Consider the following 22,823-nt stretch of genomic DNA (forward strand, 5'->3'; position numbering starts at 1 on the left):
CATGCACATCGACGTCAAGATCCTCGACCCCCGCCTTCAAAACAACCTTCCCACCTACGCCACACCCGGCAGCGCCGGGCTGGACCTGCGCGCCTGCCTGGATGCGCCGCTCACGCTGGCCGCCAATGCCTGGCAACTGGTGCCCACCGGCATCGCCATTTACCTGCACAACCCAGGCTATGCCGCGCTGATCCTGCCGCGCTCCGGGCTGGGCCACAAGCACGGCATCGTGCTGGGCAACCTCGTGGGTCTGATCGACAGCGACTACCAGGGGCAGTTGATGGTCAGCGCATGGAACCGCAGCGATGTGCCTTTCACCATCGAACCCATGGAGCGGATCGCGCAACTGATGATCGTGCCTGTGGTGCAGGCGCAGTTCAATGTGGTCTCCGAATTCCCCGCCAGTGAGCGCGGGGAGGGCGGGTACGGTTCCACCGGCAAGGCCTGAGCCCGGCGCCCGGGCCGCCGCGCGCCGGGGGTGGGGGTTTTCCTACAACCCCTGCAACAAGGCTCCCACGCCACCACAGGCCCAATCCCCACCTGGGAAAGAGCAGGTCGCATCCTTAATAAGCCATGAGAGTCCATGCGCCCTGATGCCGGGATCTCATGAACTTACCAAAAGGAGAGACTCATGCGAAACACATCCCGCTTTATTTCATCCGCGTCCGTGGTCCTGGCGCTGGCCGCCCTGGCAGCCTGCGCACCCATGAACCCGCCGCCGACCTCTGACGCGAATTACCCGCCGGCCTATCCCAACACCGCCAGCTACCCTAACCAGACTTACCCTGCTGGAACCTACCCGGCGGGCACCTATCCCACCAACCAGCAGAACCGCTATGTCGAATACGGACGCGTCAGCAACGTCGAAGTGTTTCGCACCCAGGAGCAGGCCCGCGGCTCGGGTGTAGGCGCCATCCTTGGCGGTGTGGCCGGTGCGGTGGTAGGCCACCAGATCGGTGGCGGGACCGGCAAGGACATAGCGACGGTTGCGGGCGCCGTGGGCGGCGCGGTGGCGGGTAACGCCATCGAAAAGAACCGCAATGCCGGCGCGGTTCGCGAAACCTACCGCGTGTCCGTCCAGCTTGACAACGGCACTGGCCGTGCCTACGACGTTCCGTCCACCGGCGACCTGCGCATTGGTGACCGCGTGAGGATCGAGAACGGTCTGCTGTACCGGATGTAAGCTGCATGTGGGCAAGGGCGGCGCCGTGCGGCAGCTGCCTTTGCCTTGCCCTGTGAGCTAGTGCAGGGTGCCGCTGCCGGGGCTCAGCGGCTCAAGCTTGAAGAAGCCCGTGCCCAGGGAGCCCTGGCCTATTTCTTCTTCCGTGGCTTCTCGCACTGCCTCCACCTTGACCGCCAGCCGGATGGCGATACCCGCCAGCGGATGGTTGCCGTCCAGCACCACGTGGTCGGGATAGATCTCGGTGACCGTATAAATGTGGTCGGAGGGCGCTGTTCCACTGGTCCCTTTGGGAAGGGCAGCGCCGTCGAAGGTCATGCCTTCCTCCAGTTCGGCGGGGAAGGCTTTACGGGGCTCCAGAAATACCAGGTTCTCGTCATAGTCACCGAAGGCGTCTTCGGGCTCAAGGTGCAACTCAAGCTTGTCCCCGATCGAGTGGCCTTGCAGGGCCTCTTCAATTTTGGCCAGCAGGTCGTTTCCTCCGAGCAGGAACTCAATGGGTTCATCCAGCTCGTCCAGCAGATCGCCCAGAGTGTCTTTCAGCGTCCATGTCAGGGCTACGACGCATTGCGGGGTGATTTTCATCCGACAATTGTCCCATGGATGTAAACCAATCTCTAGCGCTCCTCGCCGGCCTCAGCCCCATGCAATTCATGCGCCGGCACTGGCAAAAAAAGCCGTTGCTCGTGCGCCAGGCGGTGCCCGGGTTCCAGCCTTTGCTGAGCCGCGCGGCTTTGTTCAAGCTGGCCGCGAACGAACAGGTGGAGTCGCGCCTCATTGTTCAACAAGCCAAGGGCTGGCGCATGAAGCAGGGCCCTTTCGCGCCACGCGGCCTGCCTCCATTGAGCCAGAAGGCCTGGACCTTGCTGGTGCAGGGTGTTGACCTGCATCACGCCGGCGCTCACGCGTTGCTGCAGAAATTCCGTTTTGTTCCTGATGCGCGGCTTGATGACCTGATGATCTCTTTTGCCACCGAGGGCGGCGGCGTGGGCCCGCACTTTGACAGCTATGACGTGTTCCTGCTGCAAGCCAGCGGACGGCGGCGCTGGAAAATCGGCCGGCAAAAAGACCTGACCCTGCAGGAGGGCGTGCCGCTCAAAATCCTGCAGAACTTCGAGCCTGAACAGGAGTTTGTGCTGGAAGCCGGAGACATGCTTTATCTGCCCCCGCGCTATGCGCACGACGGCGTTGCCGAAGGCGAGGGCGACTGTATGACTTACTCGATCGGCTTCAGGTCGCCTGGGCGCAGCGAACTCGCCGCGGAGCTGTTGCAGCGCCTGGCGGAATTGAGCGAGGATGAAAAGGAGGCAAATGCCTCGACGGGACGCCGTTCAACCAAGGCGCCCGATATTTACCGCGATCCCGGCCAGGATGCCACGGCCACGCCGGCGGCGCTGCCGGCGGACCTGGCCGCGTACGCTGGACAGGCCGTGCAGGATGCGCTGAAAGACCCGCTCGCGCTGGCCTGCGTGCTGGGCGAGTACATGACCGAACCCAAGCCTTCTGTCTGGTTTGATGAAGCCGTGGATGAGTGGGATGATGATGAAATGCGGGCCGGCCATACAGGGCTCAGGCTGGATGCGCGCACCCGGATGATGTATGACGACGACCATGTGTTCATCAATGGGGAGAGCTACCGCGCCAAAGGCGCCGATGCGACGCTAATGCGTCGGCTGGCCGATGGCCGTAGCCTGGGTCCAGATGATCTGCGAAAAGCCAGCGCCTCCGCGATAGCATTGTTGGGCGACTGGCATGATGCCGGCTGGTTGCGGCGGGAGCCGTCCGCGGGTTCCTGATTACACCCGGTGCCTGTTTGCGATCTGTCGCCGCTCCCTCATTCCTGCCAAGGAGCCCTCCATGGAAACCGATATATCCGCCGTCCCGCCGCAAGCCTTGCCCGAAGGCCGTTTCACTGGCCGTGCAGACTTCACGGAGATGATCCGCCAGGCTCTCGCTGTGGCGGCGGAGCAGGGCTGGCGAGAAATCATTGTGTGCGACCCCAATTTTGAAGATTGGCCCCTGGGGGAGCGCGCGGTGGTGCAGGCCTTGAACGACTGGTCCAAAACCGGCCGGACCTTCACCATGCTGGCCAGGACTTACGATGAAGTGCTGCGCCGGCATGCGCGCTTCGTCACCTGGCGGCGAACCTGGGCGCACATCATCGAATGCCGCGCCAACGCGTCCACTCCTGTCGACGACATGCCCAGCGCATTGCTGGGGCCTGGTTGGGTGTTTGAGCGTCTGGACCTGCAGCGCTGCACGGGCGTGGCCGGCTCCGAGGCGGCACGCCGGGTCGCGCTCAGGGAGCGGCTCAATGAAAGGTTATTGAAAAGTTCACCGGCCTTCCCGGCTACCACCCTGGGCCTTTAAGCGCAAGGATTGCGCAAGCCCTCATACGGGGCCGTTATACGGTCTTGCTTTGCCGGCTAAGGGTTTCCGGACTTGCAATATCCAGCATATAATTTAAAGCTGGGTAGAAAGAGCTCGAGTCCTTTCCCCGGTCAAAACAACTTGAATCCCGGTTTGGGTTTCTTTTGACAATTTCCGGAAATTGTTTCTTAAATATCATCAAGGATCGTAAAAATGAACAAGTCTCTCGTTTTGGCAGCCATCGTTGCCGCTGTTGCCCTGGCTGCTTGCGGCAAGAAAGAAGAAGCCCCAGCGCCTGCACCAGCCGCTTCAGCTCCTGCACCCGCACCTGCTGCTGACGCTTCCGCACCAGCCGCTGCTGCATCCGCACCTGCTGCCGATGCATCCGCACCTGCCGCATCCGCAGCTCCTTCCGCCGACGCTGCTGCTGCCGCTGCCACCTCCGCTGCTGCCAGCGCTGCCAAGAAGTAATTCTTCGCAAGCCGGAAAAAAGCCGCCGCAAGGCGGCTTTTTTTATGGCCGCTCACTTTCCCTCATTGGGATCACGCCAGCATCAGCCGAATCCGGCCTCAGACCGAAAGCCAGGGCGTGCCGATATCGGGTTTGGCTACGACGATGTCATCCGCGCCGCAACCCAGGGTTTCGGCCATCAGCGCCTGCACCAGTGCGGGCCGGTTGTTCTGTGCGCTCAAATGGGCGGCCACCAAGTGCCTGAAACGCCCATGAACAACATTGCGGGCAATTTCCCCCGCCGCGGCATTGGAGAGGTGGCCGTACTGGCCGCCCACACGCCGCTTTAAAAAGGGTGGGTAGGAAGATTGCGCCAGCATGTCGGTGTCGTGGTTGCACTCCAGCATCAGGGCGTCGCACGCCATCAGATGCGACATGACGTGGGTTGTGGCATGGCCCAGGTCGGTCAGGATGCCGAGCTTGGCCGAGCCGTCGGTGCATGTGAGCTGCAGGGGCTCCCTGGCGTCGTGCGGCACGGTGAAGGGGGTGAGCTGCAGGCCGCCAAGTACGATGGCCTTGCCGTCGCGCGCCGTGTGCAGCAGGCCGTCAAAATCCGGCGCGCCGATGGCCGCGTGCGTCCCGTGGCTCATCCAGACCGGGATGCGGTAGCGCAGGGCCAGTGACCGCGCACAGCCGATGTGGTCGCCATGTTCATGCGTGATGAATACCGCATGGATATCCTCGGGTTCCAGCCCGGCCTCACCGAGGCGGTAAAGCAGGTGCTTGAGGCCCAAGCCGCAATCAACGAGAACCCGCGAGGGCGCGATACCCGTTGCTTCGACCACGGTGGCGTTGCCCGAACTGCCGCTGCCCAGGCTTTTGAACTTCAACATGGGCGCGGCAATTCGCGGTGGCGGAGGTCGGGCGAGAAGCCCGGATTACTTGAGGTCGTCGGCGATCACCTGCACGATGCGCTGGGCATTGGCCGACGATTCAGCGGCGCCCTGCGCATTGAGTACCGAGACCGTGGTGCTCTCGCCCTGGCTCTTGACGGAGATGCGGTATTTCAAGGGCGGCGTGGCAGCAGGCGATCCGCTGAACAGCTTGCTGAAAAAGCCGGGTTCGGTTTTGTTGGTCACGGGTTCGACGTAGCGCACAAAGTAGGTGCCCTGGCTGCGGTCGCGATCTTCCACCGTGAAGCCGGTGCGGTCCAGCGCCAGGCCGACACGGCGCCAGGCGCGTTCAAAGCCCTCGTCGATCTGCACGACGGGCAGGTTGTTGACGGTGGCGATGCGGGAGGTCTGCTTGGTGGCGCCCGCGGCGACCAGGGCTTTGGACTGCTCTTGTGACACGCCCAGCTTGACCATCAGGCGGCGCAGGAATTCAGCTTCGAGTTCCGGGTCGGCGGGGCGGGGCTGCCAGACGGTGCTGTCGCCGGAGGAACTGCCGGTTTTAGCGCCGGTGATCACTTCGATCATGCCGCGGTGGCTCACGTAAATTTCGGTGCCGCCGTCGGTGCGGCGCTCCAGGCGCGTGCGGAACTTGTCGCGCTCACCGGTGGAATACAGGCCGTCGAAAACCTTGCCCAGCGCGCTGCGGATGAAGTCCTGCGGCAGCTTGGCGCGGTTCTCGGCGAAGTCGGTTTCCATGATGCCCAGGTTTTCCTGGTCCTGCGCGAGCAGGAAGCCGCTTTCGAGCCAGAAGTCGCGCACGGGGCCCCAAAGTTTGTCGGCAGGACGGTTAACGACCAGCCAGCGCTGGGTGCCGGCGCGCTCAATGCGCACATCGCCGACGCTGGTGGTCGCCGTCTGTACAGCCTGCGTGGGCTGGGCCGTCTGGTAGCTGTTGGCCGAAACCGCCGTGCCGGGCACCACATAGCGGGTGTCACGGCTGAGCTGGGTCAGGTCAGGGGGGATGTCCAGTGAAGGGCCCTTGGCGCCGCTGCTTTTGTAATCGATGCGTTCACCGTCCATCACATCGCGGATGGAGGAACAGCCGGCGAGCAGGCCGAGGGCAAGCAGCGCGGACACGGCTGCGGCGCTCCGGGCTTTTGAAAATGCAGGACGTGTTGGCGATATCTTCACTTGGGTTCCCTTAAAAATCAGATCAGGCAAATCAAATCAGGCCGCAGGCGCGCAGGGCGTTTTCAACGGCCCCTTCGTTCGAAGCTTCCAGCGGCGTCATGGGCAGGCGAAGAGCGCCGCCGCAAAGACCCATCCGGGCCATGGCCCATTTGACGGGAATCGGGTTGGCTTCGATGAACAGGTTTCTGTGCAGCGGCAGCAGCTTGAATTGCAGCTCCATGGCGCGTCGGGTGTCGCCTGCCACGGCGGCCACGCACAGCTCGTGCATAAGCCGGGGCGCGACGTTGGCCGTCACGCTGACATTGCCCTGGCCGCCGCACAGCATGAGGGCCACGGCGGTTGGGTCGTCACCCGAATAGACGGCGAAGCCCTTGGGCACTTCCTTGATCAGCCACTGCGCACGCTCGATGTTGCCGGTGGCTTCCTTGATGCCGACAATGCCGGGCACCTGGGCCAGGCGCAGCACGGTGGCGTGCGCCATATCGGCCACCGTGCGGCCGGGCACGTTGTACAGCACGGTGGGCAGGTCGCCGACGGCTTCGGCAATCGCCTTGAAGTGCCGGTACTGGCCTTCCTGCGTGGGCTTGTTGTAATAGGGGACGACCTGCAGCTGGCAGTCGGCGCCCACCTGTTTGGCGAATTTGGCGAGCTCGATCGCCTCGGCGGTGGAGTTGGCGCCGCAGCCGGCCATGATGGGCACGCGCTTTTTGGCTTGCTCTACCGAGACGCGGATGATTTCGCAGTGCTCCTCGACATTGACGGTCGGGGACTCGCCGGTGGTGCCGACCACGCCGATGCAATCGGTGCCTTCGGCGATGTGCCAGTCCACCAGTTTGCGCAGGGTGGGGTAGTCTACGCTGCCGTCATCATGCAAGGGTGTTGCCAATGCAACGATGCTGCCAGTAATGGGTTTCATGCTGTACTTGTAAACGTTCGCGGCCAGGGAGGGCTTGGCCGCAATACCGCCGGGCCGGCTCCCAAAAGCCAATCCTGCATTCTACCTAGGCTCTAGGCCAGTCTATAGCGCGGCGGACCGGGCAAACCCGCAGTTGCGGCGGCTTCACGCACGGCGGCAATGCGCTGAATGAAGCGCGGCGGGTTTTCGTGGAAACCTTCCTCGAAGGCGACCACCCGCAGGCCCGCGCAGACTTCCAGCAATTCGCCGGTGCGCAGCAAAAAATCGGGCCGCGAAGGCTTGCCCACGGTCTCATTGCCTTGCGTAAAAGTTTCGTAAATCAGCACGCCGCCCGGCGCCAGGCTGGCCAGCAGGGTCGGCAAAAGCGGGCGCCAGAGGTAATTGGTGACGACGACCGCGTCGAACTGGCGGCCCTCGAAAGGCCAGGGACCGGCTTCGATATCGGCCGCGACGGCTTCGCAAGCCGATGCGGGGAGGGTGTTTGTCGCGGCGTCCAGGGCTTCCTGCGACCGGTCCACAAGCACCAAGGGATGGTTTCGCCCGTGAAACCATCGCGCATGGCGGCCGTAGCCGCAGGCGACGTCCAGCACCACGCCGCCTTCGCGGACCAGGTGCGACCAGCGCTGTACCCAGACGGAGGGCTGCTCCGTGCCGTGTGGGGTGCCGCTCATCTAGAGAGGCTTCACTTCGTCTTTGAGGGCGGCCAGGGCCATGGACTCGACCCGGCCGGGCGCAATCAGCTTGAGCCAGCGGCCCAGCTTGCCCTTGGCCGTCATGACCACCTCGCGGTCGCGGCGTTCCATGCCCTGCAGGATCAGCCGGGCGCATTCCTCCACGCTCATGGCCTTGTCTTCCTTGAGCCCGCTGGAGCCGGCGGCCACGCCCGCCGCGTTGAAGCCGCGGTGGCGGATGTGGGTGGCGACCACCCCCGGGTAAGCCGTGGTCACGCTGACCCCGACGCCTTTCATTTCCGCGCGCAACGCCTCAAAAAATCCCACCATGGCGAATTTGGTGGCGCTGTAGGCCGTGCGGCCCGGCACGCCTATCAGCCCGGCCAGGCTGGAGACCGCGACGATGTTGCCATGGCGCAGCTTCAGATAAGGCAGGGCCGCGTGGGTGCACCAGACGCTGCCCCAAAGGTTGATGCGCATCAACTGCTCATACCAGCCCAGGTCCTGGGCCTTGACGTCTTCCAGCAGGGCCTGGGCCGACATGCCCGCGTTGTTGATCAAGGAATCGATATGCCCGAAGCGCCCGATGGCGGCATCCACCAGGTGGCGGCATTGGGCCTCGACGGACACGTCGGTCTTGACGACCAGGGTTTGCGAGCCGTGCGCGGCGCACTGGTGCGCAACCTCATCAAGCATGGTTTCATTGCGCGCCGCCAGCACCAGCGCCACGCCGGCGCCGTGGGTTTTGGCCAGCTGGCGCGCCATTTCCGCGCCTATGCCGTCCGAGGCGCCGGTGATGATGATGGTTTTCATGCTGTCCTCTCCCGTCTTTGGGGCTCTCCCCCGTCGCTCAAAAACCGCCAGGCAAGCCTAAAAGCAGGCCCAGATCTGGTTCGCGAGTGTGACCAGGAATTCCGGCCGTGTGTAGAGGGCAAACACCCCCAGCGACGCGATGACCGCGAGCGCCCACAGGCCGGCTTTTTTGGCCACCTCAGGCCCCTTGCGGAACGCCGGCGCGCGCGATGGGCGCCTCGCGCACYGGCAGGTTCACCAGGGCGGCAAACACGCCGAGGGCGATGGCGATGTACCAGACGATGTCGTAGCTGCCGGTGCGGTCATATAAATAGCCGCCCAGCCACACGCCCATGAAGGAGCCGATCTGGTGGCTGAAGAATATGAAGCCGCCCAGCATCGACAGATGCTGGATGCCGAAGATCTGCGCCACCACCGCGTTGGTCGGCGGCACCGTTGACAGCCATAGCAAGCCCATCAGGCTGGCGAAGATGTACACGCTCAGCGGGCTCAGCGGGGCCGCCAGGAACACGGCGATCACCACCGCGCGGGAGAAATAAATCGTCGCCAGGATTTTCCGCTTGGCCATTTTCTGGCCCAGTGAGCCGGCGATGTAAGTGCCAAAAACGTTGAACAGCCCGATCAGCGCCAGCGCGTAGCTGGCCACCTGGGGCGACAAGCCCTTGTCCTTGAGGTAGCTGGGCATGTGCACGCCGATGAACACCACCTGGAAGCCGCAGACGAAATAGCCCGCCATCAGCAGCTGGAAACTCGGGTATTTGAAGGCCTCGCGCAGCGCCTGGGCGATGGTCTGTTCGCGTTTGGCGGGCTGGCCGCCGCCAAAACCGCCCTCGCGCAGGCCCAGGGCCAGCGGCGCGATCAGCAGCACCGCGCCGCTGAGCACCAGTAGCGCCTCTTTCCAGCCCAGGCCGCTGATCAGGAGGCCCTCGACCGGCACCATCAGGAACTGGCCGAAAGAGCCCGCCGCCGCGGCCACGCCCATGGCCCAGGAACGCTTTTCCGCCGAGATGTTGCGGCCTATCACGCCGTAGATCACCGCATAGGTGGTTCCGGCCTGCGCCGCGCCTATCAGCACCCCGGCCGTCATGGTGAACAAAAAGCCGGTAGGTGACAGCGCCATGCCCACCAGGCCCAGCGCATACAGCAGGGCACCCACCACGATGACGCGGAAAGCGCCGAAGCGGTCGGCCGCCATGCCGGCGAAGATGCCGAACACGCCCCAGGACAGGTTTTGCACCGCCAGCGCGAAGGCAAAGGTCTCGCGCGTCCAGCCCTGGGCCTGGGTGATGGGCTGCAGCCACAACCCAAAGCCGTGGCGTATGCCCATGGACAGCGTGACGATGGTGGCGCCGCAAATCAGCACCTGCTGCATGGAGAGTTTGGGGGTGTCGGTGGTCATGGTGGTCGCGGCAAGGGCGAAAAGGAAAGGCCTTGGGTCGGCGAAAAGAGGGTATCCGCCGACTGTAACGAAAATGGCGAAATGCTGCCGCGAGCGCCCTTGCTTCAGCGTTCAAAATCGAGAGGCTGTATGTTTGTACAGTGACTTTTGCAGGCCCGACTACAATTGCGGCAATTCTTTCATCTGCCATGGCTGACAAACTACCCACCGAATATTCCGAAGGTTCGATCCGCGTGCTCAAGGGCCTGGAGCCCGTCAAGCAGCGCCCGGGCATGTACACGCGCACCGATAACCCCCTGCACATCATCCAGGAAGTCCTGGACAACTCCGCCGACGAGGCCCTGGCCGGCCACGGCAAGAAGATCAAGGTCACGCTGCACACCGACGGATCGGTCAGCATCGAAGACGACGGCCGCGGTATTCCCTTCGGCCTTCATCCCGAAGAAAAGGCGCCCGTGATCGAGCTGGTGTACACCCGGCTGCACGCCGGCGGGAAGTTCGACAAGGGCAAGGGCGGCGCCTACAGCTTCTCGGGCGGCCTGCACGGCGTGGGCGTCAGCGTGACGAACGCGTTGTCCAAGCGGCTGGAACTTATCACTTACCGGGAAGGCACGGTTGCCAGGCTGGTGTTCTCCGGCGGCGATGTGATCGAGAAGCTGCACCTGCGCAAGCAGGGCGAAGGCGACCGCAAGACCGGCACCACCGTCCGCGCCTGGCCCGACGCCAAATACTTCGAATCGGCCGCGCTGCCCATGGCCGAACTCACGCACCTGCTGCGCAGCAAGGCCGTGCTCATGCCCGGCGTCACCGTCACGCTGACCAACGAGAAAACCAAGGAAACCCAGACCTGGTCTTACAAAGGCGGCCTGCGCGACTATCTGATGCAGACCCTGACGGGCGATCCGGTCATCCCGATGTTTGAGGGCGAGGGTTTTGCCGATGCCCAGCACGACAGCTTTGCCGAAGGCGAGGGCGCGCAGTGGTGCGTGGCCTTTACCGAAGACGGCCAGCCCATGCGCGAGAGCTACGTCAACCTGATCCCGACCAGCGCCGGCGGCACCCACGAAAGCGGGCTGCGTGACGGCCTCTTCAACGCCGTCAAGAGCTTTATCGACCTGCATTCGCTGCTGCCCAAGGGCGTCAAGCTGCTGCCTGAAGACGTTTTTGCCCGCGCCAGCTATGTGCTGAGCGCCAAGGTGCTGGACCCGCAGTTCCAGGGCCAGATCAAGGAACGCCTCAATTCGCGTGACGCGGTGCGCCTGGTGTCCAGCTTTGTCCGTCCCACACTGGAGCTGTGGCTCAACCAGCACGTCGATTACGGCCGCAAGCTCGCCGAACTCGCCATCAAAGCCGCGCAGACCCGCCAGAAGGCCGGCCAGAAAGTCGAAAAACGCAAGGGCTCGGGCGTGGCCGTGCTGCCCGGCAAGCTGACCGACTGCGAAAGCCGCGACCTGGCGCACAACGAAGTTTTCCTGGTGGAGGGCGACTCGGCCGGCGGCAGCGCCAAAATGGGCCGCGACAAGGAAAGCCAGGCCATCCTGCCGCTGCGCGGCAAGGTGCTGAACACCTGGGAGGTCGAGCGCGACCGCCTGTTCGCCAACACCGAAATCCACGACATCGCGGTCGCCATCGGCGTGGACCCGCACGGCCCCAACGACACGCCCGACCTCTCAGGCCTGCGCTACGGCAAGGTCTGCATCCTGAGCGACGCCGACGTGGACGGCTCCCACATTCAGGTGTTGCTGCTCACGCTGTTTTTCCGCCATTTCCCCAAATTGATCGAATCGGGTAATGTGTATGTCGCGCGGCCGCCGCTGTTCCGGGTGGACGCGCCGGCACGGGGCAAAAAACCGGCTTCGAAGTTTTATGCCCTTGATGAAGGCGAATTGACCGCCATATTGGATAAATTGCGCAAAGATGGCGTGAAAGAAGGCGCCTGGAGCATCAGCCGCTTCAAGGGCCTGGGTGAAATGAGCGCGGAACAACTCTGGGAAACCACGCTCAATCCGGATACCCGCCGTTTGTTGCCCGTGCAACTGGGCAATCAGGATTTCCTGCAAACCGAGACCCTGATCACCAAGCTGATGGGCAAGGGCGAAGCCGCGGCGCGCCGCGAACTGATGGAGTTGCACGGCGACAGCGTTGAGGTGGATGTTTGAGGTTTTTGCTGTCGATTGGCCGCGTCGCGGGCATGGTAGTGCTGGTCGTTGCCGCGTTCTGGGCGACGATCGCGTTGGCGACCCATGAATTCGCAAGGGCTGTCGTGGGTTTTGCGGTGGGTGCCGGCGGCCTGTATTTTGCCGTGCTGTCAGAAAACGCCATTGACAGGCGTAAACGGAGGGTGGAGAAGAAGGCCGCCCAGGCGGCTGTGGCGTTTAACGCAAGCTCGTTGATGGTTCCATTTCGCTGGTTTCGCTGGGCTTGCCTTCTTGCCGTGATTTGCTTGATGTTGTGGGGCTTCGGGTTTCTGGCCAAGGTGTGCTGGCTGGATGGGAAATTTGCCCCGGCCGCCTTGTTGGCCGGTCTGGCGGGGTTGTTACTTGTGTACACCTGCAGCCTGTTGGCTTGTGCGTATCCTGCCTTACGGTCCGGCGGCGCGTTGCGGGTGGATTCCGCAGGTTTGATGTACAGCGGTTTGCCCGTTATCGCCTGGAACCATGTTCTGGGTGTCGATCTCAGTCAGATCGAGGACAAAGGGAAGAAAAGATCAGTTTTGATGCTGGCGCTGGATTCGGCAAGGTTTGAGCAATTGAGGCCGGCCCACGTGGCTGGAGCCCTTCACTGGGCCGGCCCTCAATTTCGATCCAAGTCGCGATTGCTGGAAATCGGCTGCGATTTTTTGAAGGAAAAGCCAGAGCTTGTCCTGCGTGCGGTTCAGGTGATAGCGGATAAAGCCGGCGCGCCCAGGGTTAAGGGCTGGCACCACTTTGAAGGAATTGACGCGGCGCTGCAGCGGGAGCAAGCTGCCGAATCGCGCAGGGAGTCCAGCCGCAAGACGGAGCTGTTGCTGGCGGAACTGCAAAAAATGAGCGGCGCGGAGACCGTGGATAAAAAAAGGCTGGCGGAAATTGACCGGCAGATGCAGGTGGAATTCGAACGCATGAGTTCGGCTTCCGATGCACAGGTCAAAAATGCCAAGCGCCACATGGAAGCGATGGATGAGCGTCTGAAGCCGCTCAAATGGATGTACCGCGGTATGGTGTTTGTGCTCTTTGTGGTGATAAGCGGGGCTGTTGCAAAAATTGTGTTTGCGATCAAGCCCTGACGACATGATGGATTTCTTGTTTATGAATATTTTCTCTGGCAAGCCCAGGCTCTGGCTTGGACTTTTGTTGGGCATGCTGATGCTGCTGTCGCAGCGGCCCGCCCATGCCGACATCTGGGGTTATGTCGACAAGGACGGCATTGCGCATTTTTCGGCCGTGCGGCTGGACGAGCGCTATGAGCTCTTCTTCCGCGGCAGCGAAAGCTTCAGCGCCGACGGCAGCAACACCGGCCGCAGCGGCAAGGCCGTGGGCAGCGGCGCCAACCGCGCCACCGGCGTGGCTGCCGCGCCGCCCAAGCTGCTGGCCTACTTCGACGTGTCGCCCAATTACAAGGCCGTCAAACACCTGCTGCGAGAGGCTTCCGTCACACACGGCATCGACTACGAACTGCTGCAAGCGCTCATCGCCACCGAATCGGGCTTCAACACCCAGGCCGTCTCGCCCAAAGGCGCTGTCGGCCTGATGCAGCTGATCCCGCCGACGGCGGAGCGCTACGGTGTGCGGGCCAGCAAGGATTCCACGGTCCACAAAAAGCTCACCGACCCCAAGACCAATATCCGGGCCGGCTCCAGCTACCTCAGCGACCTGATCGCCATGTTCCCCGGCCAGCTCGAGCTGGCGATCGCCGCCTACAACGCCGGCGAGGGCGCCGTTCAGCGCGCGGGCAACAAGATCCCCAACTACCCCGAAACCAAAAACTACGTCAAGACCGTGATGCAGCTCTACAACCACCTCAAGCCCCCCAGCATGATGGGGGCGCCCGGCGGCCGTGTTCGCATGGAGATGATGGGCGGCACTACGGGCCGCGGCAATATGGTGCCGACCACGGTCGCGTCCACCGCCACGCCAGAGGCCTCACCCGAGCGGAACTGAGATACATGCGCCTGGCGTTGAGCCGGTACCTCCGGCTGCCTCAAAAGCGGCGCACCCCTTTTTTCTTTTCATAATCCCGTACCGGCAGCGTTTTAAGCCTGCCGGCCCGGCATCAACCGACTTAGCCCAAGCCAAACCACGATGGATGATCTCTTCACCCCGGACGCAGTCGCCCCCATCCCCGAACCCGCCGACCAGGATTCGCTGGCCGCGTACGCGCAGCGAGCCTACCTGGAGTACGCGCTCAGCGTCGTCAAAGGCCGAGCCTTGCCCGACGTCTGCGACGGCCAGAAGCCGGTGCAGCGCCGCATCCTCTTCAGTATGTCGCGCATGGGCCTGGGCTTTGGCGGTGCCAACGGCGCCAGCGGCGCCAAGCCGGTCAAGAGCGCCCGCGTGGTGGGCGACGTGCTCGGTAAATACCATCCGCACGGCGACCAGGCGGCTTACGACGCCATGGTGCGCATGGCCCAGGACTTCAGCCAGCGCTACCCGCTGGTCGACGGCCAGGGCAATTTCGGCTCGCGCGACGGYGACGGCGCGGCGGCCATGCGCTACACCGAGGCGCGGCTGGCGCGCATCACGACCCTGCTGCTCGACGAGCTCGATGAAGGAACAGTCGACTTCGTGCCCAACTACGACGGCTCCTTTGATGAGCCGCGCCAGTTGCCCGCGCGCCTGCCCTTTGCGCTGCTCAACGGCGCCAGCGGCATTGCCGTGGGCCTGGCCACCGAAATCCCCAGCCACAACCTGCGCGAGGTTGCCGACGCCTGCGTGGCCCTCATCAAGACGCCCAAGCTGCTCGACGACGAGCTGTTCGCGCTGATCACCGGCCCCGACTATCCAGGCGGCGGCCAGATCATCTCCAGCAGCGCGGAAATCGCGGCTGCCTACAGCACCGGCCGCGGCTCGCTCAAGGTGCGTGCGCGCTGGAAAATCGAGGAACTCGCGCGCGGCCAGTGGCAACTGGTGGTGCAGGAACTGCCGCCCGGCGTCAGCACCCAGCGTGTGCTCGAAGAGATCGAAGAACTCACCAACCCGAAAATCAAGGCCGGCAAAAAAGCATTGAGCCAGGACCAGGTGCAGCTCAAGCAGGCCGTGCTCGCCGTGCTCGACGTGGTGCGCGACGAGTCCAGCAAGGACGCTCCGGTGCGCCTGGTGTTCGAGCCCAAGACCAGCAAGATCGGCCAGTCAGAGCTCATCAACACCCTGCTGGCCAACACCAGCCTCGAAAGCTCCTCGCCCATCAACCTGACCATGGTCGGGCTGGACGGCAAGCCGACGCAGAAAACCCTGCGCCAGATGCTGACGGAGTGGATCGAATTTCGCCAGACCACGGTGCAAAGGCGCTCGCAGCACCGGCTGGACAAAGTGCTGGCCCGCATCCACATCCTCGAAGGGCGGCAGCTGGTGCTGCTCAATATCGATGAAGTGATCGCCATCATCCGCCAGTCGGAAGAGCCCAAGGCCGCGCTGATAGAGCGCTTCAAGCTCAGCGAAATTCAGGCCGAGGACATTCTGGAAATCCGCCTGCGCCAGCTGGCGCGGCTTGAAGCCATCAAGATCGAGCAGGACCTGAAGAATCTGCGCGAAGAGCAGGGCAAGCTTGAGGAAATCCTCGGCAGCCCGGCGGCGCTCAAGCGCCTGCTGGTCAAGGAAATCGAGGCCGACGCCAAGCAGTTCGCCGATGCGCGCCGCACGCTCATCCAGGCCGAGAAAAAAGCCGTGCTCGAAGTCAAGGTGCTCGACGAGCCCGTGACCGTGGTGATCAGCGACAAGGGCTGGGTGCGCGCGCGCAGCGGCCACGGCCATGACCCGGCGGGTTTTGCCTTCAAGGCCGGCGACGGGCTGTACGGCACTTTTGAATGCCGCACCGTGGACACGCTGCTGGCCTTCGGCTCGCGCGGCCGGATTTATTCGGTGCCGGTGTCCTCGCTGCCCGGCGCGCGCGGCGACGGCCAGCCGCTGACCACCATGATCGACCTGGAATCCGGCACGCAGCTGGTGCACTACTTCGCGGGCCCGTCCAATGCCGCGCTGCTGCTCAGCGCCAGCGGCGGCTACGGTTTCCTCGCCACGGTCGAGAACATGACGTCCCGCCTCAAGGCCGGCAAGGCTTTCATCAGTTGCGCCGAGGGCGAAACCATTTGCAGGCCCTCGCACGCCGCCTTCAACAGCGGCGCGACGCCCATGGTGCCGGCCACGCACGTGGCCTGCGCCTCCACCGGCGGCCGTATCCTGACCTTTGAAATCGGCGAACTCAAGATGCAGGCCGCCGGCGGACGCGGCCTGATGCTGATAGACCTCGAAGCCAAGGACACCCTGGCCGGCGCGGCGGCCTACACCCGCAGCGTGAAAATTGAAGGCATAGGCCGCGGCGGCAAGGCGCGTGAGGAAACCCTGGAAATCCGCACGCTCAACAACGCCCGCGCGGCACGCGCGCGCAAGGGCAAGGCGGCCGACCTGGGCTTCAAGCCTAGCGGAGTCACCCGCGTCGAATAAGCTCGGATAAGCGCGGCGCCCGCCGCCTTGTGAAAGGGTCGGGCATCCGGCCTCAGGCCGCGAGCAGCGTTTCCAACTTCTTCAGGCCCGCCACCGTCTCCAGGCAGGCCTGCGCCACTTCCTTGCCCTTGGTCAGGAAGTGGGCGGTGAAGAACTTGCGGTGCTCTTCATGCTCGTGGAAATGCTGCGGCGTCAGCACCGCCGAAAACACTGGAACGCCGGTTTCCAGCTGTATGCCCATCAGCGCGCTGATCACCGCATCGGCGACGAACTCATGGCGGTAGATGCCGCCATCCACCACCAGCCCGCAGCAGACCACGCCCGCATATCGGCCTGACTGCGCGAGTTTTTTGGCGTGCAGCGGAATCTCAAAGGCGCCCGGCACTTCAAAGGTGTCTATGGATTCGGGACCCACGCCCTGCCTGGCCATTTCGGCAAGGAAGGCGCCGCGCCCCTGGTCCACGATGTCTTCGTGCCAGGATGACTGGATAAAGGCGAAACGCGCCTTGTGAGAAGAGCCACCCGACTGGGCGGCGGAAGCTGGAGACTTGGTTGACTGACTCATGGATAGCCTTTGTTAGGTGTTACCAGAATCAGGGCGCACGAGGCTGCGGCCAGCGCGCGGGCATACGGTTGCCGCGCGGAAGAACTCCACACCGGCAAACGCCGCCTACGGCACAGCCGTTTGCATCGCGCTCTCTTTCATCCGGACTGTGACCGTCGGCTTTGGATTTGAACCAAATCTGCTGACCCTTGTCGCCATATGAAGCATGGAGACAAGGCGCTCGCGGGCTGATGCAGTTGCCTGCAAACACCGCCGGTGGGGAATTTCACCCCGCCCTGAGAACGCTGCCCCGGCGAAATGGCCGGGGCACACAGATCATAGATTCCCTTGCCTGGGACCATTCGGCGGCGCATCGACCACCCTGCGGTATGCAGGGGAAAGACCGGCCGCCAGAATCCGCAAAGATCGGACCGGCTGCTAGAGCCGCATGCCGAGCCAGATCACGGCTTCGGTGGACGACGAGACAAGCGGTGACAGCAGGCGAGGCCAGAACTGTCCGGGTTCAACATGCGAGGCGGACTGGTCGTGGTGCAACTGCTCTTCGGCCACGATGGCCGAGATCGCTGCGATCGCATCCGCATCCCGGCCGGCCAGCACGGAAAGTTGCTCCCGCAGATGGCCCAGCACCACACGCTCGACAGCGACCGTGGTCGCCGCGATAGCGTGTCTGCCGAAAAGGCCGGTCAACAGTCCGAGCACAAAGCCGCCGATGCCGCAAAGCAGGTAACTTTTGCAGCGTGGCCGCCCACGCCGCTGTAGCTCGGCCCAGAATATCGCTCGGTGCTTTTCTTCGTGCCGCCGGAACTCGGTCAGTTCGGCGACCAGGCTGGGTGCGCGCCAACGCGCGGCAAAAATCTGGCCTGTGTAGATATGTACCGCACCGTTCTCACCGGCATGGTTGACCTTGAGGATCCGGTTGGCAAGCTCCGGGTCGAGCGCCGGCGAGACGGGCATTCAGCGAGCGGGGGATTATTCGACTTCGGCAACCAGGTCGATCTCGACGCAGGCACCCATGGGAATCTGCGCCACACCGAAGGCGGCGCGCGCATGCGTGCCGGCATCACCGAAAATTTCAGCGAAAAGTTCACTGGCGCCATTGGTCACCAGGTGATGCTCGGTGTAGTCGCCGGTCGAGTTGACCAGGCTCACGAGCTTGACGATGCGCTTGATCTTGCCCAGGCCGACGGCGGCTTCCAGCGTGCCCATCAGGTCGATGGCGACCGAGCGTGCGGCGGCCTTGCCTTCTTCGGTTGTCATGTTTTTGCCCAGCTGGCCGACCAGGGGTTTGCCGTCTTTCTTGGCGATATGGCCGCTCAGGAACACCAGGTTGCCGGTGCGCACAAAAGGCAGATAGGCGGCGACGGGGATTGCCACGGGGGGCAGGGTGATGTTCAGTGCTTTCAGCTTGTCGTAGGCGCTCATGGTGTTCCCTTTGGTTGAAGACGGTTCCCGCAGGCGGGGGATGCAGGGAATTGTAGGATGGGCTCGCCTGCGCGCCGGCCTGCAGCGGCATGAAAGGATGTGATGCAGGGCCGGCGCTGATGCGATGGTTTGACGCGATGAATTATTCGGGCTTGATGCCGGCCTTGCGCACCACGCTGCCCCAGCGGTCCACCTCGCTGCGCATAAAGGCGCGCAGTTCGTCGCGGCTCGATCCCTTGAGGTCTATGCCCAGCGTGGTGAGCCGCTCGCGCGTCGACGGGTGGGCCAGCGCCGCGACGGCTTCGCTGCGCAGGCGCTCGACGATCTCAATGGGCGTCGTGGCCGGCGCCACCAGGGCCCACCACTGGTTGAACTGCATGCTGTCCATGCCGGCTTCGCGCGCGGTGGGCACTTCGGGCAGCGAGGCCACACGGGTGCTGCCGGTCACCATCAGGGCCGAGATTTTGCCCGCTCCCAGCAGCGCGCTGGCGCTGGCCAGCGTCGCGAAATGGGCGTCCACCTGGCCGGCCGCGACGTCGGTGAGCGCGGGYGCCGAGCCGCGGTAGGGGATCGCGTTGACCTTGATGCCGGCAGCCGTGGCGAACAGCTCGCTGGAGAGGTGGCTGATCGAGCCGTTGCCGCTGTTGGCCAGAGCCAGCGGCACCTTGCTGGCGCGGTAGTGTTTGAGGAAACCCTTGATGTCGCCGTTCTTGTAGGGCCCGCCGCTGGCAAACAGCATCAGCGGCGAGGTGCCGACCATGGAGATCGGCGTGAAGTCGCGCAGCAGGTCATAAGGCATTTTGTTGAACACGGCCGGCGCGATCGCATGCGGCAGCTCGACGATGGCGAAGGTGTAGCCATCGGGCGCGGCCTTGGCCGCGGCCTCGGTGCCTATGCGRCCCGAGGCGCCGGAGCGGTTGTCCACCACCACGCTCTGGCCCATGGTCTCGCCCATGCGCTGCGCGACGGCGCGGGCGATCGCATCCGTGCTGCCGCCGGGTGCCCAGGGCACGATGAGGCGCAGCGGCTTGTCGGGGTAGGCCGCCTGGGCGGCGGTGCTGATCAGGCTGGCGCCGGCCAGCAGCAGGGCGGTGAGCAATCGGGTCTTCATGGGTAAATCCTTTACGGGGTATCGGTTCAAGGAGGGTTCAGGGAGGGTCCAGGGAATCAGGAAAAAATGTCAAAGGTGTCGCGGTCGCCTTTGGCGGTCAGCAGCAGCAGGGCGTGCTCCGAAGGCGCGACCTCGCCGCGCGCACGCAGCTGCGCCAGCGCGCTGAGGCAGGCGCCCGCGCACAGCTCCACCCACAGGCCTTGCGCGGCGAGTTGCGCGCTGCCGTCGATGGCGCCGGCATCGTCCACCACCACCGCGCCGCCGCCCGAGCGCCGCACGGCCAGCGCCTGCTGCAGCGTGACGGTGCTGCCGCCGGTGGAAAACTGCACGGTCTGGCCGGCGAAATCGGACTGCAGCGGTTCGCCGCCCAGCACGTGGGCCAGGCGCGGGAAGGGCTCAACCGCCCAGAGACGCGGCATGCGCGCGATCAACCCGGCTTGCAGCAGGTCGCGCAGGCCGCTGTAAACACCCCAGAGCAAATCGCCGCGCGCGGTGGGCACCAGCACATGGTCGGGGATGCAGCCGTCGGCCACACATTCGAGCGCCACCGCGCGGTAGCCTTCGACGCCAAAAGCCGGGCTGCCGACGGCGGGCACGCTGTAGTTGGTCAGCGCGAAGGCGCCGTCCTGCTCGACGCGGCGGCGCAAATGCTCCCAGCGGCCAAAACCGCGGTCGAAAGTGAGGCGTTTGGCACCCAGGCGGTGCAGCGCCCGCGCGAAGGGCTCCGGCATGTCGCGGTAGGTGGCAACTTCGCAGGCCAGGCCGGCGGCCGCGCAATAGGCCGCCGCCGACACTGCCGCGTTGCCGCTGGAGGCCAGCACCACGGTTTGCGCGCCCACGTCCAGCGCCCGGCTGACGGCCTGGGCCGACATGCGGTCCTTGTGTGAGCCCGTGGGGTTCATGCCCTCGTGCTTGGCCGAGAGCTGGCGCAAGCCCAATGCGCGCGCCAAGTGCGGCAGGTCCAGGCAGGGCGTGCCGCCTTCGCCCAGGGACACGCCCTGGGTATAAGGCAGCCAGGCGCCCCACTTATAACCCGTGCTGGCAGTTTCGAGGGTTTGAGGCAGTTCGGCATACACCGCCTCCAGGCTTGCGGGCGTACCCAGCGCAGCGCAGTGCGGGCAGCCGGCGGGCAGGTCCTGCAAGGGGTATTCGCGCGCGCAATGGATGCAGCGCAGCCTGGACAGCTGCGGGTTTCGGGTCACTGCGGGGGATTCGGAATCAAGGGAATTCATGCGGCCAATGGTAGGAAGGCCCGGGCCTGCCGTGCACGCTTTGTTGGCGATTTAGAATAAGTGAAACTTATAAGGAGATGGCCATGGCCGAAGCCAGTGCGCGCCAGATCGAGGTGTTCCGCATGGTCATGCGGTTGGGCACGGCCAACCGCGCGGCCGCGGCCCTGCATGTGAGCCAGCCGGCGGTCACGCAGCTGTTGCAGCAGCTCGAAGCGCGCGCCGGCCTCAAGCTGTTTGACCGGCCCAAAGGCAAGCTCACGCCCACGCCCGAAGCCCATGCGCTGATGGAAGAGGTCGAGCGGGTCTATGAAGGTCTGGAGGCGGTGCAGCGAAAAATCGTGGCCCTGCAGTCGCACGAAGACACCGTGCTGCGCATCGGCTCGCTGCACGCCATGGCCGCCAGTGTCATGCCCTGGGCCCTGGCCGAGTTCCAGCGCAGTTATCCGCGCACGCGCTGCCTGCTGCTGGTCGACAGCTCCAAGGTGCTGCGCGAGGCGCTGTTCCAGGGCGCGGTGGACCTGGCTTTCCTGGGCGACGAGGCCGACACCAGCGGCCTGGTGTCCTCGCTGTTCTACCAGGCGCCCGCCGTCTGCATCATGCCGGCCGCCCATCCGCTGGCGCGCAGGCAGCAGCTGCAGCCGCAGGATTTGCAGGAGGTGCCGCTGGTGGGCCTGTCGGCGTCCGACCCGGCGCAGCGGCGGCTGGAGGCGGCGCTCGCGCAGGCCGGCGTGCAGCCGCGTTTTGTGATCGAAACGCCTTACAGCGCGACGCAATGCGCGCTGGTGCTGGCCGGCGCCGGGCTGGCCGTGACCAATCCGCTGGTGGCGCGCGAATACCTGGCGCTGGGCCTGCGCAGTGTGCCGCTGGCGGCCGAGGTGTGGTTCCGCGCCTTGCTGGCTTTCAAGCCGAAGCAGGCGCAGTCGGGCGCCGCGCAGGAGTTTGTGGGCCTGTGCCGGCGGCGATTGGTGGGGAGCCTGCCCGAGGGCTCACTGCTCGGTGAGCCGGCGCTCAGTCCGGCGTAGCGGTTTCGGCGGATGGCGCGTCGGCGGCGGGCAAGGGCTCCACCGTCACCGCCACGTCGAGGATGTGCTGCGCCCCGCCGCGTATCACGCCGCGCATGGGCGAGACATCGAGGAAGTCGCGGCCGGTGGCCAGCGTGACGTAGTCTTCGCCCGGCGCGCGGTTGTTGGTCGGGTCGAAGTCCAGCCAGGTGCCCAGGCCTGGGCAGTAGACCGAGGCCCAGGCATGGGATGCGTCGCTGCCGACCAGGCGCGGCTGGCCGGGCGGCGGGCTGGTCAGCAAATAGCCGCTCACATAACGTGCCGGCAGACCCATGGCGCGGCAGCAGGCCACCATGATGTGGGCGAAGTCCTGGCACACACCCTTGCCCTGCCGGAGCGCCTCGAGCGCCGGCGTGTTGACCTCGGTGCTTTCGCTCTCGTAAGTCATGGTGTGATGGATGCGCTCCATCAGGTCGCGCGCCGCCTCGGGCAGCGGCCGGCCGGGCAGGAAGCTGGGTCGCGCGAACTCGGCGAAGGCCTCGTCGCGCGGCACATAGGGCGAGGCGAACAGGAATTCGGAGGCGCTGTCGTAGGCTGCACCGGCGCGGTAGCGGAACTGCTCGCGCACCTGTTCCCAGGGCTGGGAGGCCGGACTGCTGGATGCGAGCGCTGCTTCCGACTGCAGCGGGTTGGCCACAGAGGTGGACACGACGCTGTCGGCCACCACGGTCAGGCTTTCATGCGCGGCCTGCAGCGAAAAATAGCTGCGCGTGTTGCCGTAGACGTCCACGGTTTCGCGCAGTTGCACCGGGGCTGGGTCCACACGCAACGCGTAGCTCAACAGGCTCTGGCCGTTGCGGCTGGCGGGTTTGAGGTGCACCACATGGTGGGCGTTTTCCACCGCGGGCGCATAGCGGTAACGGGTTTCGTGGACGACATGCAGCAGCATGGGATGCTTTCGTATCCGGGGC

The 22,823-nt window shown here is 64.5% G+C and carries 23 protein-coding genes and 1 riboswitch; of the genes, 10 read left to right on the plus strand and 13 right to left on the minus strand.

The window, feature by feature from the left end; translation table 11 throughout:
* The first annotated feature begins 1 nt into the window (after position 1).
* Both dut and AC1DXS_RS06885 read left to right on the plus strand, forming a co-directional pair.
* A complete protein-coding gene (gene dut, locus AC1DXS_RS06880) occupies positions 2–448 on the plus strand; it encodes a dUTP diphosphatase (RefSeq protein WP_074576942.1) in 447 nt (148 codons plus the stop codon).
* A 183-nt stretch (positions 449–631) separates the two neighbouring features.
* Positions 632–1,183, plus strand: a complete 552-nt coding sequence (locus AC1DXS_RS06885) for an outer membrane lipoprotein (protein ID WP_477736773.1) — start codon at positions 632–634, stop codon at positions 1,181–1,183.
* Positions 1,184–1,240: 57 nt separating this feature from the next.
* Here the strand turns inward: AC1DXS_RS06885 and AC1DXS_RS06890 are convergent, their stop codons facing one another.
* Complete coding sequence (locus tag AC1DXS_RS06890; protein ID WP_477736774.1) at positions 1,241–1,765, minus strand: FKBP-type peptidyl-prolyl cis-trans isomerase; 525 nt, start codon at positions 1,763–1,765, stop codon at positions 1,241–1,243.
* A gap of 14 nt (positions 1,766–1,779) precedes the next feature.
* On the opposite strand from AC1DXS_RS06890, the gene AC1DXS_RS06895 reads away from it, so the two are divergent.
* The 3 genes from AC1DXS_RS06895 to AC1DXS_RS06905 all read left to right on the plus strand — a co-directional run bounded on the left by AC1DXS_RS06895 (position 1,780) and on the right by AC1DXS_RS06905 (position 4,021).
* A complete protein-coding gene (locus tag AC1DXS_RS06895) occupies positions 1,780–2,976 on the plus strand; it encodes a JmjC domain-containing protein (RefSeq protein ID WP_477736775.1) in 1,197 nt (398 codons plus the stop codon).
* A 61-nt stretch (positions 2,977–3,037) separates the two neighbouring features.
* Complete coding sequence (locus tag AC1DXS_RS06900; protein WP_477736776.1) at positions 3,038–3,550, plus strand: hypothetical protein; 513 nt, start codon at positions 3,038–3,040, stop codon at positions 3,548–3,550.
* A gap of 213 nt (positions 3,551–3,763) precedes the next feature.
* Positions 3,764–4,021, plus strand: coding sequence for a hypothetical protein (locus AC1DXS_RS06905; RefSeq protein WP_477736777.1), 258 nt, complete (start codon positions 3,764–3,766; stop codon positions 4,019–4,021).
* Between the two features lie 98 nt (positions 4,022–4,119).
* Here the strand turns inward: AC1DXS_RS06905 and AC1DXS_RS06910 are convergent, their stop codons facing one another.
* The 6 genes from AC1DXS_RS06910 to AC1DXS_RS06935 all read right to left on the minus strand — a co-directional run bounded on the left by AC1DXS_RS06910 (position 4,120) and on the right by AC1DXS_RS06935 (position 9,883).
* Positions 4,120–4,893 carry an MBL fold metallo-hydrolase gene (locus AC1DXS_RS06910; RefSeq protein ID WP_477736778.1) on the minus strand — a complete coding sequence of 258 codons (774 nt, stop codon included), beginning with the start codon at positions 4,891–4,893 and terminating at the stop codon, positions 4,120–4,122.
* Positions 4,894–4,938: 45 nt separating this feature from the next.
* Positions 4,939–6,030 (minus strand): outer membrane protein assembly factor BamC, encoded by a 1,092-nt coding sequence (bamC, locus tag AC1DXS_RS06915; RefSeq protein ID WP_477736779.1) that lies wholly within the window; start codon positions 6,028–6,030, stop codon positions 4,939–4,941.
* Positions 6,031–6,115: 85 nt separating this feature from the next.
* A complete protein-coding gene (gene dapA / locus AC1DXS_RS06920; protein WP_477736780.1) occupies positions 6,116–7,000 on the minus strand; it encodes a 4-hydroxy-tetrahydrodipicolinate synthase in 885 nt (294 codons plus the stop codon).
* A gap of 92 nt (positions 7,001–7,092) precedes the next feature.
* The gene (locus AC1DXS_RS06925) at positions 7,093–7,671 is read right to left on the minus strand and encodes a class I SAM-dependent methyltransferase (RefSeq protein ID WP_477736781.1); all 579 of its coding nucleotides are present in this window, start codon (positions 7,669–7,671) and stop codon (positions 7,093–7,095) included.
* Complete coding sequence (locus AC1DXS_RS06930; protein ID WP_477736782.1) at positions 7,672–8,484, minus strand: SDR family oxidoreductase; 813 nt, start codon at positions 8,482–8,484, stop codon at positions 7,672–7,674.
* Positions 8,485–8,662: 178 nt separating this feature from the next.
* The gene (locus AC1DXS_RS06935; protein WP_477736783.1) at positions 8,663–9,883 is read right to left on the minus strand and encodes an MFS transporter; all 1,221 of its coding nucleotides are present in this window, start codon (positions 9,881–9,883) and stop codon (positions 8,663–8,665) included.
* Positions 9,884–10,071: 188 nt separating this feature from the next.
* Here AC1DXS_RS06935 and AC1DXS_RS06940 point away from each other — a divergent pair, with 188 nt between their 5' ends.
* The 4 genes from AC1DXS_RS06940 to parC all read left to right on the plus strand — a co-directional run bounded on the left by AC1DXS_RS06940 (position 10,072) and on the right by parC (position 16,521).
* Positions 10,072–12,042 carry a DNA topoisomerase IV subunit B gene (locus AC1DXS_RS06940; protein WP_477736784.1) on the plus strand — a complete coding sequence of 657 codons (1,971 nt, stop codon included), beginning with the start codon at positions 10,072–10,074 and terminating at the stop codon, positions 12,040–12,042.
* Positions 12,039–13,148 (plus strand): hypothetical protein, encoded by a 1,110-nt coding sequence (locus tag AC1DXS_RS06945; protein ID WP_477736785.1) that lies wholly within the window; start codon positions 12,039–12,041, stop codon positions 13,146–13,148. Before AC1DXS_RS06940 ends, AC1DXS_RS06945 begins: the two co-directional genes overlap by 4 nt.
* A gap of 22 nt (positions 13,149–13,170) precedes the next feature.
* Complete coding sequence (locus AC1DXS_RS06950; RefSeq protein ID WP_477736786.1) at positions 13,171–14,022, plus strand: lytic transglycosylase domain-containing protein; 852 nt, start codon at positions 13,171–13,173, stop codon at positions 14,020–14,022.
* A gap of 141 nt (positions 14,023–14,163) precedes the next feature.
* Positions 14,164–16,521, plus strand: coding sequence for a DNA topoisomerase IV subunit A (gene parC, locus AC1DXS_RS06955; protein ID WP_477736787.1), 2,358 nt, complete (start codon positions 14,164–14,166; stop codon positions 16,519–16,521).
* A 52-nt stretch (positions 16,522–16,573) separates the two neighbouring features.
* Here the strand turns inward: parC and AC1DXS_RS06960 are convergent, their stop codons facing one another.
* The 5 genes from AC1DXS_RS06960 to AC1DXS_RS06980 all read right to left on the minus strand — a co-directional run bounded on the left by AC1DXS_RS06960 (position 16,574) and on the right by AC1DXS_RS06980 (position 20,851).
* Positions 16,574–17,086, minus strand: coding sequence for a 6,7-dimethyl-8-ribityllumazine synthase (locus AC1DXS_RS06960; protein ID WP_477736788.1), 513 nt, complete (start codon positions 17,084–17,086; stop codon positions 16,574–16,576).
* A 125-nt stretch (positions 17,087–17,211) separates the two neighbouring features.
* Positions 17,212–17,373, minus strand: a riboswitch (FMN riboswitch).
* Between the two features lie 130 nt (positions 17,374–17,503).
* Complete coding sequence (locus tag AC1DXS_RS06965) at positions 17,504–18,040, minus strand: demethoxyubiquinone hydroxylase family protein (RefSeq protein ID WP_477736789.1); 537 nt, start codon at positions 18,038–18,040, stop codon at positions 17,504–17,506.
* A 15-nt stretch (positions 18,041–18,055) separates the two neighbouring features.
* The gene (locus tag AC1DXS_RS06970; RefSeq protein ID WP_477736790.1) at positions 18,056–18,508 is read right to left on the minus strand and encodes a RidA family protein; all 453 of its coding nucleotides are present in this window, start codon (positions 18,506–18,508) and stop codon (positions 18,056–18,058) included.
* A 142-nt stretch (positions 18,509–18,650) separates the two neighbouring features.
* Positions 18,651–19,619, minus strand: coding sequence for a tripartite tricarboxylate transporter substrate binding protein (locus AC1DXS_RS06975; protein WP_477736791.1), 969 nt, complete (start codon positions 19,617–19,619; stop codon positions 18,651–18,653).
* A gap of 56 nt (positions 19,620–19,675) precedes the next feature.
* Complete coding sequence (locus AC1DXS_RS06980; RefSeq protein ID WP_477736792.1) at positions 19,676–20,851, minus strand: threonine synthase; 1,176 nt, start codon at positions 20,849–20,851, stop codon at positions 19,676–19,678.
* Positions 20,852–20,934: 83 nt separating this feature from the next.
* Between AC1DXS_RS06980 and AC1DXS_RS06985 the strand changes: the two genes are divergently transcribed.
* Positions 20,935–21,873: a LysR family transcriptional regulator gene (locus tag AC1DXS_RS06985; RefSeq protein ID WP_477736793.1), complete on the plus strand. Its 939-nt coding sequence runs from the start codon at positions 20,935–20,937 to the stop codon at positions 21,871–21,873.
* Here the strand turns inward: AC1DXS_RS06985 and AC1DXS_RS06990 are convergent.
* Positions 21,860–22,801 (minus strand): transglutaminase family protein, encoded by a 942-nt coding sequence (locus tag AC1DXS_RS06990; protein WP_477736794.1) that lies wholly within the window; start codon positions 22,799–22,801, stop codon positions 21,860–21,862. The genes AC1DXS_RS06985 and AC1DXS_RS06990 overlap by 14 nt on opposite strands.
* Positions 22,802–22,823 lie beyond the last annotated feature (22 nt).

The sequence above is a fragment of the Polaromonas sp. P3_B1 genome (assembly GCF_056402935.1).